Source organism: Rhodococcus artemisiae, assembly GCF_036327795.1.
In the GTDB taxonomy this organism is placed as follows: domain Bacteria; phylum Actinomycetota; class Actinomycetes; order Mycobacteriales; family Mycobacteriaceae; genus Rhodococcus; species Rhodococcus artemisiae.
Genome location: NZ_JAUTXY010000004.1, coordinates 397,435 through 413,260, shown reverse-complemented (window position 1 = coordinate 413,260; position 15,826 = coordinate 397,435). Strand labels below are relative to the sequence as shown.

Below are 15,826 nucleotides of genomic sequence, written 5' to 3'. Positions count from 1 at the left end.
CCCGTGACAGTCGCCGCGAGTTCCACCGTCATCCCCGTCGCTCCGTTTCGGAAGGTCGCGACGACCGCCGGTCGCATGGTTGCGGCCGTGGTCGTCGCGATCGTCGTGTCAGGGGTGGGACTGTTCGCGTTCGCACGAGTGCAGTGGCCGGCGTTCAATTCGTCGAACGTCACGCAGGCCGTCACGACGGTCCTGCAGTTCGTCGCACTGGCTGCACTCGGATGCTCGATCTACCTGCTGCGTCGTCGCAAGTGGGTGACGGGCGCGCGCGTGCTGTCGTGGGCGGCGCTGTCAGGCCTGGTCACGGCGACCCTCGGCATGCCGCTGGCCGCGACGAAGCTGTATCTGCACGGAATCTCCGTCGACCAGGAGTTCCGCACGCAGTTCCTCACGCGACTGACCGACAGCGCGGCCCTGCGCGACATGAACTACGCCGACATGCCCCCGTTCTATCCGGCGGGCTGGTTCTGGATCGGTGGCCGTGTCGCGAACCTGCTCGGGATGGACGGCTGGGAGGCCTTCAAGCCCTATGCCATCGCCTCACTGGCGGTCGCGGCGGTGGTGGCGCTGGTGCTGTGGTCGGAACTCGTCCGGTCGGATCTCGCGGTATTGGTGGCGACAGCATCGACTGTGATCGTGCTCGCCTACGGGTCGCCGGAGCCGTACGGCGCGGTGATCGCTCTGCTGATCGCACCGGCTCTGGTGCTGGCCTGGGGCGCCCTCGACCCCGTGCGCGCTTTCGGTGGCGATGACTACCAGAAACGCGCACGGCAGGGGTGGGGCGCGGTAGTGGGCACCGGCCTGTTCCTCGGGATCGCCGCGACGTTCTACACGCTGTACCTGGGCCTGGCCGCGTTCGCGGTGACGGTGATGGCGGTGGTCGCGGCACTGCTCGCAAAGCGAGCCCAAGGATCGTGGCGCGGTACGGTGCCGGTGCTCGTGCGGTTCGTCTCCATCGCGGTGATCGCGGGGGTCGTCGCGCTGATCGTGTGGGCGCCGTTCCTGCTCGACGTGCTCGGAGGCGGTTCGACCGCCGGGTCCGGCTCCGCGACCCACTATCTGCCCGACACAGGTGCGAGCCTGCCGCTGCCGATGTTCCACATGTCGCTGATCGGGTTGCTGTGCCTCCTGGGCAGTGTGTGGTTGATCGGGCGGGCGACGTCGTCGCGACGCGCGCAGGCGCTCGGGCTCGGCGTCGTGTCGGTGTATCTGTGGTTCCTGGCATCGATGGCGTTCACCGCGATGGGCAACACGTTGCTCGCGTTCCGGCTCGAGGTGATCCTGCTGGTACTGCTGGGCACGGCGGGTGCGTTCGCGTTCGTCGACTTCTCGCGGTGGATCAGTCTCGCCTCCAGTGACAACCCGAACGTGCGGCGCGTACTCGTCGCGGTGGGCGCACTCGGCGCGCTGGCGTTCACCCAGAACATTCCGCAACTGCTCGCCAACGACATCACCGTCGCCTACACCGACACCGACGGCAACGGTGAACGCGCCGACCAACGTCCGCCGGGCGCCGCGTCGTACTACGCGGAGATCGACGAGACGCTGCGCTCACAGCTCGGTGGTGAACGCGACGACCACGTGGTCCTCACCGCGGACACCGCACTCCTCGCGTACTACCCCTACTTCGGTTTCCAGGCGCTGACGTCGCACTACGCGAATCCGCTCGCGGACTTCGCCGGCCGTGCAGCGGCAATCGAGGAGTGGTCGGAGCTCGAGTCCGCCGATGAACTGCTCTCCGCGTGGGATTCGCTGCAGTGGCGTGCCCCCGATGCCGTCGTCTTCCGACAGGGCGCCGAGGGCTACACGCTTCGCTTGGCAGAAGATGTCTACCCGAACGATCCGAACGTTCGCCGATACACGGTCACCTTCCCCGAGACCCTGTTCGACGACCCGCGTTTCACGATCACCGACGTAGGGCCGTTCGCCGTGGTCACGCGCGCCGAAGGGGCATGATGTTCCGAACCCCGTTGTCGCGCAGCCACAATCCGCCCCACACGAAGATTCCGGTGTAGATCGGGAACAGTGTGGTGCTGGCGATCGGCTGCTCGGTGAGCAGGTTGGTCGCCACTGCTCCGCCGAGGTATCCGGTGAGCAACACCGCGCCGAGGATCGCTGTGGTCGGCACGACGTAGAGCACCAGGCAGATGAGCAGCACGACCCCGAACACCCGGTTCAGGCTCGGATCGAAGCCGAGGTCGGCCATGGCCTCCTGCACCTGCGACGTGTTCATGAGGTGAATGACCGAATCGAAGAGCAGGAACAGGACTACGAGGCCGCTGACGATCAGGCCGGCGATGCGGGCGCCCCGACCGGGCGTTTCTGCGGGGCTGTGAGTGTCGCGGTTGGTGTCGGAATGGGTGGTCATGATGATCTCCTGGATTCGATGCGCTGATGTCACCGATACCGACCCGGCGCCGCGCGGAAACTCATCGCCGCTGAGGTAAGGTCGCGGCGGGTCGTACGGGGGTGCGACAGAATCGGGGGGATTCGATGAGTGAGATTCTGTACGTGCCGACCAGGCGCCGCGACCGGTCCGAGCAGATTCGGCTGGAGATGCGCACCCTGCCCGACGGCCGACTGGTATTACCTGCCTACACGTCCCTCCAGGAACTGGTGCGCTGCTGCGGACCGCGGCAGCCGTGGATGGGTGTCGACAGCGCCGGACTTCAGGAAATCCACCGCACCACCGGATATGACGTGGTCCTGCTCGACGCCGCACAGCCACCACCTCCGCCACCACCTGCGGCCGAGGACGAATACCGTCGGTCCAGAGGCTGGCTGCAGGATCCGATCGGACGAGCAGGAGCCCGGTGAGCATCGAAATCGGAGACCTCAACGCCGTCGCGAGCCGTCTGGCAACCGGAGCGATCGGGATCAACGACCTCGGATCCGACGCGGCCGACATACCCGACGCTGGTCCATCCACCGTGCTGCTCGTAGACACTCTCGGATCGATCGCATCCGCGTTGGACATGGCGGTCCGGTCGCTGGCCAACGCAGCGGACCTCACCCAGGACAGTCTGCGCGCCTACCAGGAAACCGATGATCACAACGCGCAGGAGATCGCGAAGGCCGGTGAACAATGAGCCTCGACACCCACGTCTTCGGCGACCCCGCCTCGTGCTACGCGTGCGCGGATTCGCTCGCCACTCTCTCAACCGGTGTGAAGGATCAGCTGAAGTCGGCACGCGACGGCCGCACGGAGTCCGAGTACGAGTTCAAGGGCACGGCAGGCGACGAGTTCCGGTTGACGCTCGACCGCATCATCGCCGGAACCACCGAGGCCGCAGACCAGATCGACGTGGTTGCCGCCGCCCTGCGTGTATTCGCCGATGAGCTCGTCACCGCCAGAGCACGAATGTCGCAGGCCGAGACGACAGCGTCGGAAGCCGGCATTCCCGTGGAGTTCGGTACCGGGATCGGCGAGCCGATCGAGATCGATCCGAACTCGTACGACGTTGCGCCCCAGATTCTTCGAGCAAAGCAGGTTGTGGCCTACGAGACTGCGGCGGGGCTCGTCGCGGAAGGTCGCAGGATCGAAGTCACAGCGCACAGCACGTTCGCGGAAGCACTGCGCGGGCCGACGGCAATCCTGAAGGACGCACAGGCCCAGTGGGGGTGGCTGGCCGCGTTCACAGTCACCGGATACGTCGGGACCGCATTTGCCGAGCTGGCGAAATGGGGCCCGGTCGCCGAAAGCCGAGGGGCGAACCTGGCCCGGCTACACGAACTCGCCGCGGAAGCAGCCCGGCTGGGTGACCCATACCCGGAAGCCACCGCAGCCAGAGCTGTTCGGGCCTTCCAAGATGGAGCCGACGACGCGGCGCGATTCGCCGCGGAGAACTCCCGGCTGCTCGCCGGGCTCGGTGACAACAAGTTCGTCCAGTTTGTCGGGAGGAACGTCGGCGACTTCATGCCTGACGGATCGGCACTGAAATCGCTCGGATCCAAGATTCCTGTGGTCGGCCTCGGATTGACCATAGGCCAAACCGCAACTGACGTGTACAGCGCCGAAACCACAGGCGACGCGGTGAAAGCGGTCGCAAAAGATGTCGGGGGATTCGTTGCAGGAACCGTAGCGACCGAGTTGATACTCGCGAGTGCAGCAGGCGGTCCCGTCACATTGCTTGCTGTCGGAGCAGGAGTTGGCGTCGCGTTCGGCGTCGGCGAAGTGATCGAACACTGGGATGACATCTCCGATGCCGCCGGCTCAGCGACGCGCTGGGTCGGCAACCTGTTCTGAGGAAAACGATGCACCCACCCGACCTACCGCCAACTCCTGACCCTGCCACCGGCGAACCTCGACCGCCCCGCGCACCGCGTATCCATCGGGGAACCGAACACACACCGATGGACCGAGCGCCCCGAAACCGCCCAACACCACCGCCCGAGCAGTTCGGGCCGATGCTCGAATGGAGCCAACCCACGCTGCGCGAGCAGTACTCTGCCGCAGCGGCAATGGCAGGCCTTCTCATCGTTGTTGTCTCGATACAGTACGGATTCGAATGGGTGCGATGGTGGTGGTACTGGGCGATTGTGGTGACCTTCGCTTGGGTGATGTTCCGTGCCTACGGAAACTCTTGGGCCGCCGCCGGTGCCACCTGGGTGCAATGGCGCAGCAGCTGGGTCGACACCTACCACCTCACCCGCATCCGCTTCTCCGCCGACGGCTACGCGCGTGTCCTACGACTGAAAGACGCCCACGGCAACGAAATCCACTCCTTCAAAATCAGCGAAATCCAAGGCAACCCCGACCTGTGGGACCTCGTCTACAACGGCATCCTCCACTCCGTCGCCTCCGGAAACTGCGACATCGACGCCAAAACCCGCCGCATCCTCAAAATCCCATACGAACTCGGACCACGCCCTGTCAACGACAAACGCAGTAAGGGAAGACGCCGCGGATGGTGAACACCCCCGACCTACCGCCGATCCCCGACCCGGTCACCGGTGAACTACAACCTGTGATCCTTGTCCACAACGGATCCTTCACTCGGTGGCTTCGGGTACTTGCTGCCTCCGCGTGGACGTGAGTGCAGCTGCCACCAGTGCGCTGAGGAGTCCGATGTCCACTCGTGTGACACGGGTCAGCGCATTGTTCGAGGTGCCGATGGTGTTCGCGAGAACGACGAATGACCCCAGCGACAGCGCGCCCGATGTCAGTGTCGCGAGCCGGTATCGCGAATCGACAGCACCGACGATCAACCCGACGCCGAGGAGACCGAAGAATGTTGCGCGATGCCGGAGAAGAAGTTCGGTGTCGGAGTCTCTCACGGTGATTCCGTATACATCTTCGACACGCCCTCGCGACATCATCGCAGCTGCGGGGATGAGGTGCGCGATCCCGACACCCGCCATCAGGACCGAACCGAGTCGAGTTCCGAACATTTGCTGCTCCTTCGTGTGTCTCTACGTCTCTGGTCTCTAGACTCACCCACATGGCCCACGTCGCGCTTCCAGAAACGTGCGCTCGTCCGGATTCCTCTCCCCCGGAACCACTGCTGTGGATCAGTCCTGGGCGCGCCACTTATCTCGGTCCCTCGTTGGAGCTTGCGCCGCACTCCACTTCGGTACATTGCGTCATCGTCGGGGTCGATGGTCCGTTCACGCTGCGCGTGGAGGGCGCACCAGATCTGGTCACACGAAGCGCACTGGTACCCCCCCGCCTCGTTCACCAGGTGATCTCTCCGCCCGGGAGCCGAATCCTCTTCTGTTACTCCGATGTCACTGTGACGCTGGGGCGCGACCATGCATCCCGCATGGCCTTACAACAAGAACTGTTCTGGACCGACCACCGTGATGAAGCCGCTCTTGTCCGGCTCTGCAGAGGACCGGTTCCGGACGGCGACGCGATCGCCACCCTGGCCACAGGACCGCGCCACCGCGACGTGGATCCACGCATCGTCCGCACTGTCCGGCGCATCCACACGGATGTGTCCGGCCGGCGCAACGCCACCGATCTGGCTCGCGCCGAGCATCTCTCCACATCACATTTCCTGCGGTTGTTCGGCAGGGAGACGGGCACGAGTTTCCGCCGGTATCGTCTGTGGGTAAGAATGCTCCACGTCGCCCGATCTTTTTCGGAAGGAACAGATTTCACGAGTGCTGCCATGTCCGCAGGGTTTGCGTCACCGTCCCACTTCAGCGACTCGTTCCTGCGGATGTTCGGCCTCACGGCCACAGCACTCGCCGCGACCGGCGCCGACGTCGTCCTCGAGGATGCTCCTGCTGCTTACGACAACCGCGACGCGAGCAGTTCGGCGAGGTGAGTGCCTCGGCGATCGGTGAGGTCGCCGAGCTGGGTGCGGCACGAGTAGCCGTCGGCGAGCACCACGGTGTCGGCGGCGGCGGATTCGACAGCCGGGACCAGCTGGTTGTTCGCGACCGCGACCGACACGTCGTAGTGGCCGCGCTCGACCCCGAAGTTGCCGGCGAGACCGCAACAACCGCCGAGCCGGGTCACCTCCGCGCCGGCACGTTTCAGGAGCGAGGCATCGGCATCCCACCCCATGATCGCGTGGTGGTGGCAGTGCGGCTGGGCGACGACAGTGGTGCCCGACAGTGACGGCGGCTCCCAGTCGCCGAGCAGTTCGGCGAGCGTGCGGGTGGATTCGGCAACGACGCGCGCCGGCTCGGACCCGAGGAGTTCGACGGCGTCGGACCGCAATACCCCGGTACACGACGGCTCGATACCGACGATCGGCGTCCCGGCACGGAAGAGTTCGGTGACGGTGCGGCCCAGTATTTTTCGCGCTTCGTCGAGCTGACCTGTGGTGATCCAGGTGAGGCCGCAACACTGTTGCTTCTCGGTGACGTGGACGCGATATCCCGCCGCCTCGAGCACTTCCACCGCCGCGACCCCCACCTCGGGCGTGAAATAGTCGGTGAAGGTGTCGACGAAGAGCAGCACAGGATCGCCCGTGCGGGCACGTTGCGCGGCGGTGTCGGCGAGCCATCGACGGAAGGTGCGGGGCGCGAAGGCGGGCACGTGCCGACGCTTGTCCATTCCCCCCAGTCGCAGACCCGCCGACGCGACGCCGGGAACCTTGGTGATCGCGTTGACGGCCTTCGGAATTCGTGACGCGAGTGCCGCCCACTGAGGGAGCCGACCGAGGGTGTAGTGGCTGATCGGACGGCGCTTGCCGCGGTAGGTCTGGTGCAGTACCTCCGACTTCCACGTGGCCATATCGACACCGGTGGGGCAATCCGAGGCGCAGCCCTTGCACGACAAGCACAGATCGAGGGTCTCGTGCACCTCCGGCGAGGACCATCCGTCGGTGACGAGCGACCCGTTGAGCATCTCCTGCAGGGCCCTGGCCCGGCCGCGCGTGGAGTCCTTCTCCTCGCGGGTGGCGAGATACGACGGGCACATGACCCCACCGACGGCGGTGGTGTCGGCGCGACACTTCCCGACGCCTGTGCACCGGTGCACGGCCTGGGTGAAGTTGCCGCCGTCCTCGCGGTAGCGGAACGCGAGTCCGGTGCGGACGGCGGGTGCCGCAGTGACCCGTAGGTCGGCGTCGACGGGACGCGGATCGACGAGCACGCCCGGGTTGAGCAGGTTCTCGGGGTCGAACACCGATTTGACGGCCCCGAACAGCCGTAGTGCATCAGCGGAGTACATCAGTGGAAGCAGTTCGCTGCGGGCCCGTCCGTCGCCGTGCTCCCCCGACATCGATCCGCCGTACGACGCCACCAATCTTCCTGCAGCAAAAAGGAATTCCCGAAACAGTCCGGGCATCTCGAGCGGGACGTCGAGCCGAATGTGGATGCAGCCGTCGGCGAAGTGCCCGTAGGGGTAGCCGGTGATGCCGTAACTGTCGGTGAGCTGCTCGAAATCGCGCAGGTAGTCGCCGGTGCGCTCCGGGGGGACCGCGGCGTCCTCCCAGCCGGCGTGCGCGGGCAGACCCCGGGGGCTGCGTGCGGACAGGCCGGAACCGTCTTCGCGGATCCGCCACAGCGCCGCGGCACGTGCCTGATCGTCGACGTGCAGGGCGTCGATCGCGCCGGAGACGTCGACCATCGACACTGCGCGGTCGTGCACCTCGCCGTAGTCGTCGCCGACGAGCTCGACGAACAGCCACGCCGCACCACTCGGAAGCGGTGGGACCGCCCCCGGACCCCGGCGGGTGCGGACGACATCGACGATGCGGGAATCGAGGCCCTCACATGCCGTGGGGCGGAAACGGAGCAGTGTGTGGGCCGCGTTGCCGGCGTCGACGATGTCGGGGTAGCCGAGGACCACCATGGTGCGTACCGGCGAATCGGCCACGAGCTGCACAGTCGCCTCGGTGAGCACGCCGAGGGTGCCCTCACTCCCGACGAACAGTTTGCGCACGTCGAAGCGGTTTTCGGGAAGGAGGTGTTCGAGTCCGTAACCGGAGACCTGCCGCCCGAAACGGCCGAATTCGGTGCGGATGGTCGCGAGGTTCGCGTCGACGAGACTGCGGAGCGGGTCGAGCATCGGGGCGTTCCCGGGGAGCGAGAGCGGATGCCCGGTCCCGGTGAGGACTTCGAGGCCGACCACGTTGTCGGAAGTGCGACCGTAACCGAGAGCACGCGCACCGCACGCGTTGTTGCCGATCATCCCGCCGATCGTGCAGCGGTTGTGGGTCGACGGGTCGGGACCGAACCGAAGCCCGTGGGGCGCCGCGGCGCGCTGCACGGCCGCCTGGACGACACCGGGTTGCACGCGCGCGGTACGCCGCTCCGGGTCGATCTCGAGTACACGTCCCAGGTGCCGGGAGAAGTCGATCACCACCCCGGTTCCGACGGCGTTGCCGGCGAGCGAAGTGCCCGCGCCGCGAGAGGTGAGGGGCACACCTTCGCGGCGGCACACGTGGAGGGTCGCGGCTACCTCGTCGACGCTTCTCGGGCAGACCACGACCTGCGGCGGCACCCGATAGAGCGAGGCATCGGACGAATACATCGCGCGAGTGGTGCTGTCGTCCCGGACATCGGAGATCCCGGCTTGGCGGAGGCGACTGCCGATCGCCGACGAGATCTCCATACCGACCGATGCTAATGGTGATGCGCGGGTCGCCGGATCAGGTCGAGCAGAACAGTGCACCACTCGCCTAGCATCGACCCCTGTGCCAGACGATTCCCATTCGCCCGCTACGCCCGGTTCCTCCTCGAGCTCGAGCGCGAGCGTCCGTACCGCGCGACTCATCGCAGTCGTCACGGGTCTGCTCGGATTCGTCCTGGCCTCGGCCATCCCGTTTCTCCCCGTGAAGCAGGAGGCCGCGACCGTTCAGTGGCCGCAGAACGACAGCCTCGCCAGTGTCGAAGCGCCGCTCGTGACGTACACACCGCTCACGTTGCGGGTGAGCGTTCCGTGTGCGGCCGCCGAGATTCTCGGCGAGGACGGCGGCACGCTCGTGTCGACGGTGCCGCCCGGCGCGCCGGATGCCACCGGCAACGCGCTCGTGATCCGGGTCGTCTCCGGTGGGGACGGCACACCCGGCACCGTCGAGGCGGTACTGAGGAATTCCGTACTGGTCTCGGCCCCCCTCGACGAGCAGTGCACTGCCGTGACCGTGGCGTCCAACTCCGAGCGGACCGCGGCCGGAATCGTCGGCGCCGATCCTGCCGTCGACGTCACCATCGAGGGCGATGTCCGTCCGCAGATGGTGGGTGTCTTCTCCGATCTCGACGGTCCCGCCGCGCCTCTTGTCTCCGGCGAGGGCGCTTCCGAGCGACTGTCCGTACAGGCGGAGCTGGATTCGCGGTTCACTTCCACACCCACGGTGATCAAGCTCGTCGCGATGATCGGGTGTGCCCTGGCGACGTTGGTGTCGCTGGTTGCGCTGCACCGCATCGACGGGGTCGATCGCCGCAGGGCACGCAGATTCCTGCCGTCGCGCTGGTGGAAGTTCACGTTCGCCGACGCCATCGTGGTCGGGGTCCTGCTTCTGTGGCACGTGATCGGGGCGAATACCTCCGACGACGGCTACATCCTCAACATGGCCCGCGTGTCGACCGACGCCGGGTACATGGCCAACTACTTCCGCTGGTTCGGGGTACCGGAGGCGCCGTTCGGCTGGTTCTACGACGTGCTCGTCGTGATGTCCGAGGTGTCGACCGCCAGCATGTGGATGCGATTGCCCACGCTCATCGCAGCGATCGTGTGCTGGATGATCATCAGCCGCGAGGTGATTCCGCGCCTCGGTGTGGCCGTTCGGCACAGCACCGTCGCGTTGTGGACCGCCGGTCTGGTGTTCCTCGCATTCTGGTTGCCTTACAACAACGGTCTGCGCCCCGAACCGATCATCGCCGTCGGGGCGCTGCTCACGTGGTGTTCGATCGAACGCGCCATCGCGACCGGCCGCATGCTGCCCGCCGCGATCGGGGTGCTCATCGCCGCGTTCTCACTCGCTGCCGGCCCGACCGGGCTGATCTGCGTGGCCGCGCTGATCGCCGGCGTCCGCCCGCTCACGAAGCTGGTCGTCGCGCGACGGCCGCTCGTCGGGGTGCTTCCGCAACTCGCCCCGATCGTCGCGTCGGGCACGGTCGTCATGATCGCCGTGTTCGCCGATCAGACGCTCGCGTCGGTGCTCGAGGCCACCCGGGTGCGGTCCGCGGTGGGGCCGAACGTGCCGTGGTTCGACGAACGGCTGCGCTGGGACGCGCTGCTCACCGTGGCACCGGACGGGTCACTGGCTCGCCGCTTCGGCGTATTCGTCATGCTGCTGTGCCTCGTGGTGTGCGTGATGCTCATCCTCAGGAAGGGCCGCATCCCCGGTACCGCGATCGGCCCGTCGAGGCGCATTCTCGGCATCGTCTTCGCGTCGTTGCTGCTGATGATGGTCACGCCCACGAAGTGGACCCACCACTTCGGTGTGTATGCGGGTCTCGCCGCAGCCGTCGCAGCGCTCGCCGCAGTGGGAGTGGGCGCCGCCGGGATCCGGTCGGCCCGCAATCGTGCCCTGTTCACCGCGGGTGTGCTGTTCGTGCTCACGATGTCGTTCACCGGCTCGAACGGTTGGTGGTATGTCTCCAGCTACGGCGTCCCGTGGTGGGACAAGCCGCCGTCCATCTCCGGGTACGGGTTCTCGACGGCGCTGCTCGTCCTGACGGTGCTGGCTCTGGCGGTGGCGGCATGGTTCCACCTGCGCGAGCCGTTCGCGGGGCGGGAGTCAGCGAAGCAGAAGCCTGCGCGAAACGGTCGGGCTCGTGTGCTCGCCTCGGCGCCGCTGACCGTCGTCGCAGCAGGCGTCGTGCTCTTCGAGGTGCTCTCCCTCGTCAAGGGCGCAGTGTCGCAGTACCCGGCCTATTCGATCGCAAGGTCCAACGTCGCCTCCGTGACGGGCGACGGGTGCGGACTCGCTGATCATGTTCTCGTCGAAACCGACCCGAACGCCACGATGCTCGCTCCGCTCGGCGATTCTGTCGCCGACGCGCTCGGCGCCGGACGCACCGACGGGTTCACTCCCGACGGCGTCGCGCTGGATCTGACCGCAGACGCGGAGACCTCCACCACGGGTGGCGCGAACACTCTCGAGGCCGACGAGGGCGGCACCACCACCTCGACCACGGCCGGCACCGGCGGTGGGCGACGTGGCGACGCCGGGATCAACGAGAGCACCGTCCGGTTGCCCTTCGGTCTAGACCCCGCGCGCACCCCGGTGCTCGGCAGCTACAGCACCGGCAGGCAGCATGCCGCCGCACTCGAATCCGGGTGGTACGCGCTGCCCGAACGCACCGACGACACACCGCTGCTCGTGATCACCGCTGCGGGCCGAGTCCAGTACGTCGACCCGGACGGTGTCATCAGCCCCGGCCAGGAGGTACTCCTCGAGTTCGGCGTCACCGCAGGTGAGGACGTCGAGGCGATCGGGCGGGTCGCGCCGATCGACATCGGACCGGCCCCTTCGTGGCGCAACCTCCGCGTGCCGAGCGACGCGATCCCCGCGGAGGCCGACGCGGTGCGGCTCGTCGTCGACGACGGCGACCTGTCGCCGGACCAGTGGGTCGCGGTGACACCGCCGCGGATGCCGCAGCTCGACACCCTGCAGAACGTCGTCGGCTCCGACGCGCCCGGGCTCCTCGATTGGTCGGTCGGGCTCGCGTTCCCGTGCCAGCGCCCGTTCGGGCACCACTACGGTGTCGCCGAAGTCCCCGAGTACCGCATCCTCCCCGACCGGGTGGGCGCCGATGCCACCAACGGATGGCAGGACTCCATCGGCGGTGGACCCCTCGGATGGATCCCGCTGCTGCTCACCGCGGAGACCGTGCCCACCTACCTGGACCACGATTGGGATCGCGACTGGGGGTCGCTGGAGCGGTATCGACGGATCGACCCGGACGCCGGCACCGCAGCCATCGATGTCGACGAGATCACCCGCTCCGGTCTGTGGAGTCCCGGAGCGATCCGCGACGGGGTACCCGATCTACTCGAATGAGGGTGAATGACCGCACAGGTCACGGCCCGATACCATCGACTTCCGTGCCCGACGCCACGACGAACGACCCCTCCCCGACGGTGACCGCCACACGGCCGGTCGGTGAGGACCTGCGCGCGCAGTACCGCACCGCGCGACTCATCGCGGTCGTCGCCGGAATCATCGGGATGGTGCTCGCCCTCGCGACACCGTTCCTGCCTGTGAAGGTCACCGAGGCCACGGTGTCGTGGCCACAGAACGGCTCGATGACGGACGTCGAGGCACCGCTCATGTCGCAGGTGCCGTTGCGGCTGACCGCGACCGTGCCATGCGCCGCGATCGCCCAACTCCCCGACAGCGGCGGGATGCTCCTCGCGACCGCGCCGGTCAACGGGCAGGACGCCGCACTCAATGCGATGTTCATCCGGGTCGGTCCGGAGAACGTCGACGTCCTCGATCGCAACGTCGTGGTTGCGTCCGCGCCGCGCGCCGACGTCGCATCCGGCGCCTGCTCCGAGATCCGCATTTTCTCCGACGTCGAGCGCACCACCGCGGAGTTCGTCGGCCTCACCGACGACAACGGCAATGCGCGCGCCGGCGAACTGACCGGCGATCTTCGCCCCCTCGTCGTCGGCGTGTTCAGCGACCTGAGCACCGACGTCCCCGGCCTCGAAGTGCACATCGACGTGGATTCGCGGTTCTCGTCGTCGCCGACGCTGGTGAAGTCCCTCGCAATGATCCTCGCGGTGCTGTCGACGGCACTCGCGCTCGGCGCGCTCGCGAAGCTCGACGGCACCGACGGCCGTGGGCACCGACGGTTCTTCCCGTCCCACTGGTGGAAGTTCAGCGGTATCGACTTCGTCGTGGTGGGAACGCTCATCGGATGGCACTTCTTCGGCGCCAATACCTCCGACGACGGCTACCTGCTCACCATGGCCAGGGTCTCGGATCACGCCGGGTACATGGCCAACTATTTCCGTTGGTTCGGTGTCCCCGAGGCGCCGTTCGGCTGGTATTACGACGTACTGGCCGCTTTCGCGAAGATCTCGACGGCGAGCCCCTGGATGCGCCTACCTGCGCTGATCGCCGGAATCCTGTGCTGGATGGTGATCAGCCGCGAGGTCGTGCCGCGTCTCGGGCGGGCGGTGCGGCACAATCAGATCGCGCTGTGGACCGGCGGCCTCGTGTTCCTCGCGTTCTGGCTGCCCTACAACAACGGTCTGCGTCCCGAGCCGATCGTCGCCGTGGGTGCCCTGCTCACGTGGTGCTCCATCGAGCGCGCCATCGCCACCGGACGATTGCTCCCTGCCGCCACCGCGGTGATCATCGGCGCGTTCACGCTCGCCGCCGCCCCGACCGGTCTGATGTGTATCGCTGCGTTGGTCGCCGGTATCCGGCCCATGACACGCATCGTCGTCCGCAAGCACCGCGAGGTCGGCACATTGCCGCTACTCGCCCCGATCGGCGCCGCCGGACTGCTGGTCCTCGTCGTCGTGTTCTCCGACCAGACACTCTCCGCGGTGCTCGAAGCCACCCGCGTGCGCACCATCATCGGCCCCAACGAGGAGTGGTGGAACGACTTCCTCCGCTACTACTACCTGATGGTGCAGACGGTCGATGGTTCGCTGCCGCGCCGCTTCGCGTTCCTCGTCATGATCCTGTGCCTGTTCACGACACTGCTCGTGTTGCTGCGCCGTCGCCGCGTCCCCGGTGTCGCGGCGAGTCCGTCGTGGCGCCTGATCGGCATCGTGTTCGGAACGATCTTCTTCATGATGTTCAACCCCACGAAGTGGACCCATCACTTCGGGGCGTACGCGGGCATCGCCGGGTCGCTCGCGGCGCTGACGGCCGTGATCGTGTCGGCGCAGGCGCTGCGGTCGCGGCGTAACCGCACGATCTTCCTCGCGGGACTGTTGTTCGTCCTCGCCGTCTCCTTCGCGGGTATCAACGGCTGGTGGTACGTGTCGAGCTACGGGGTGCCGTGGTTCGACAAGACCGTGTCGCTCTCGGGCTACCAGTCCAGCAGCCTGTTCCTCGTCCTGTTCGGTCTTGCTCTCGCACTCGTGGCCTGGCAATACCTGCGCGAGGGGTATGCGCCGCCCCCTGAGAAACCCACGACGCAGAAGGGGCGTCGGATCCGCGCGTTCGCGGCCGCGCCCCTGACCGTCGTCGCGGCAGCGATGGTGTTGTTCGAGGTGTTGTCGCTGGTCAAGGGCGCCGTGTCGCAGTATCCTGCGTATTCGCTGGCACGCTCGAACGTCGACGCTCTGACCGGCTCGTCGTGTGGTCTCGCCAACGACGTGCTCGTGGAGAGCGATCCCAACTCCGGACGTCTCGAACCGATCCTCGATCCTGCCAATCCACCTGCCGACGGTGATGCACTCGCCGGCGGCGGGCCGGTCGGCTTCTCCCCCAACGGCGTTCCGAGCGACCTGACCGCCGACTTCATCGAGGTCAAGCCCGGGCAGGGCAACACCGACACCCAGAGCATCGGTGCGACATTCGAGACCGGCGCGGGCGGCGGCACCACCGGTGGTTCGGGTGCCGAGACGATCAACGGCAGCACCGTGAAGTTGCCGTTCGGTCTCGATCCCGCCGTGACCCCCGTCCTCGGCAGCTACCAGGACGGCATCCAGGAACCCGCGGGGCTCACGTCCAGCTGGTACCAGCTGCCCGAACGCAGCGACAGTGCCCCGCTCATCGTGATTTCTGCGGCCGGCCGCATCTGGTCGTACGACGACACAGGCGCGCTGACCTACGGACAGTCGCTGCTCCTCGAGTACGGCACCCGCAATCCCGACGGCACCTTCGAAGCCCAGGGAACCTACCTTCCCCGCGACATCGGCCCCGCACCGTCGTGGCGCAACCTGCGAATCCCCATCGCGGACCTCCCCGAGGACACCGACGTCGTCCGCATCGTCGCGAACGACCCCAACCTCACCGGCGATCAGTGGCTCGCGTTCACACCGCCGCGGGTGCCCCAACTCGACACCCTCGAGTCGGTGATCGGCTCCGAGCAGCCGGTGCTGCTGGACTGGGCCGTGGGCCTGCAGTTCCCGTGCCAGCGTCCGTTCGACCACCGCTACGGCGTCGCGGAGATGCCGAACTATCGCATCCTCCCGGATCGCCCGCTGGCGGTGTCGTCCACCGATACCTGGCAGGCGGCCGAATTCGGTGGTCCGCTCGGCTTCACCGAGGTGCTCGCGCGGGCCGAACAGATCCCGACATATCTCGACGGCGACTGGGCCCGCGACTGGGGTTCGCTCGAACGCTACGTGCGGTTCTATCCCAACGCCGAGCCCGCCGACGTGGCGACCGATGAGGCGACTCGGTCGGGCCTGTGGAACCCGGGCACGCTGAGGGTCTACGAGCGGTAGGAGCTCCCACCCGTCATGCCCCGTCGTCCCCGCCCACATTGAGCGAATGGCACACCGGGTTCG

11 protein-coding genes are annotated in these 15,826 nt (G+C 67.0%); 8 read left to right on the top strand and 3 right to left on the bottom strand.

The genetic code is table 11. The features are described 5' to 3' along the window. Positions 1-75: 75 nt before the first annotated feature. Positions 76-1,956, top strand: a complete 1,881-nt coding sequence (locus tag Q7514_RS11950; RefSeq protein WP_330133565.1) for a galactan 5-O-arabinofuranosyltransferase — start codon at positions 76-78, stop codon at positions 1,954-1,956. On the opposite strand, the gene Q7514_RS11945 is transcribed toward Q7514_RS11950, so the two are convergent. Beyond that, on the bottom strand, positions 1,934-2,368 hold the full coding sequence (locus tag Q7514_RS11945; protein WP_330133457.1) for a DoxX family protein: 435 nt from the start codon (positions 2,366-2,368) through the stop codon (positions 1,934-1,936). The two genes, Q7514_RS11950 and Q7514_RS11945, sit on opposite strands and share 23 nt — an antisense overlap. A 125-nt stretch (positions 2,369-2,493) precedes the next feature. Between Q7514_RS11945 and Q7514_RS11940 the strand changes: the two genes are divergently transcribed. From Q7514_RS11940 to Q7514_RS11925, 4 genes are all read left to right on the top strand, one after another. After that, the gene (locus tag Q7514_RS11940; protein WP_330133456.1) at positions 2,494-2,817 is read left to right on the top strand and encodes an SAV_915 family protein; all 324 of its coding nucleotides are present in this window, start codon (positions 2,494-2,496) and stop codon (positions 2,815-2,817) included. Further along, positions 2,814-3,089, top strand: coding sequence for a hypothetical protein (locus Q7514_RS11935; protein ID WP_330133455.1), 276 nt, complete (start codon positions 2,814-2,816; stop codon positions 3,087-3,089). Before Q7514_RS11940 ends, Q7514_RS11935 begins: the two co-directional genes overlap by 4 nt. After that, positions 3,086-4,246, top strand: coding sequence for a hypothetical protein (locus Q7514_RS11930; protein WP_330133454.1), 1,161 nt, complete (start codon positions 3,086-3,088; stop codon positions 4,244-4,246). Before Q7514_RS11935 ends, Q7514_RS11930 begins: the two co-directional genes overlap by 4 nt. 161 nt (positions 4,247-4,407) lie before the next feature. Then, positions 4,408-4,914 (top strand): hypothetical protein, encoded by a 507-nt coding sequence (locus Q7514_RS11925; protein WP_330133453.1) that lies wholly within the window; start codon positions 4,408-4,410, stop codon positions 4,912-4,914. Positions 4,915-4,992: 78 nt separating this feature from the next. On the opposite strand, the gene Q7514_RS11920 is transcribed toward Q7514_RS11925, so the two are convergent. Continuing rightward, positions 4,993-5,391, bottom strand: coding sequence for a hypothetical protein (locus Q7514_RS11920; RefSeq protein WP_330133452.1), 399 nt, complete (start codon positions 5,389-5,391; stop codon positions 4,993-4,995). Positions 5,392-5,762: 371 nt separating this feature from the next. Between Q7514_RS11920 and Q7514_RS11915 the strand changes: the two genes are divergently transcribed. After that, positions 5,763-6,272 carry a helix-turn-helix transcriptional regulator gene (locus Q7514_RS11915; protein WP_330133451.1) on the top strand — a complete coding sequence of 170 codons (510 nt, stop codon included), beginning with the start codon at positions 5,763-5,765 and terminating at the stop codon, positions 6,270-6,272. On the opposite strand, the gene Q7514_RS11910 is transcribed toward Q7514_RS11915, so the two are convergent. Beyond that, complete coding sequence (locus Q7514_RS11910; protein WP_330133450.1) at positions 6,236-9,013, bottom strand: FAD-binding and (Fe-S)-binding domain-containing protein; 2,778 nt, start codon at positions 9,011-9,013, stop codon at positions 6,236-6,238. The two genes, Q7514_RS11915 and Q7514_RS11910, sit on opposite strands and share 37 nt — an antisense overlap. A gap of 82 nt (positions 9,014-9,095) precedes the next feature. On the opposite strand from Q7514_RS11910, the gene Q7514_RS11905 reads away from it, so the two are divergent. Then, on the top strand, positions 9,096-12,407 hold the full coding sequence (locus tag Q7514_RS11905; RefSeq protein WP_330133449.1) for an arabinosyltransferase domain-containing protein: 3,312 nt from the start codon (positions 9,096-9,098) through the stop codon (positions 12,405-12,407). Positions 12,408-12,451: 44 nt separating this feature from the next. Beyond that, positions 12,452-15,763, top strand: coding sequence for an arabinosyltransferase domain-containing protein (locus tag Q7514_RS11900; protein ID WP_330133448.1), 3,312 nt, complete (start codon positions 12,452-12,454; stop codon positions 15,761-15,763). Positions 15,764-15,826: the final 63 nt, after the last annotated feature.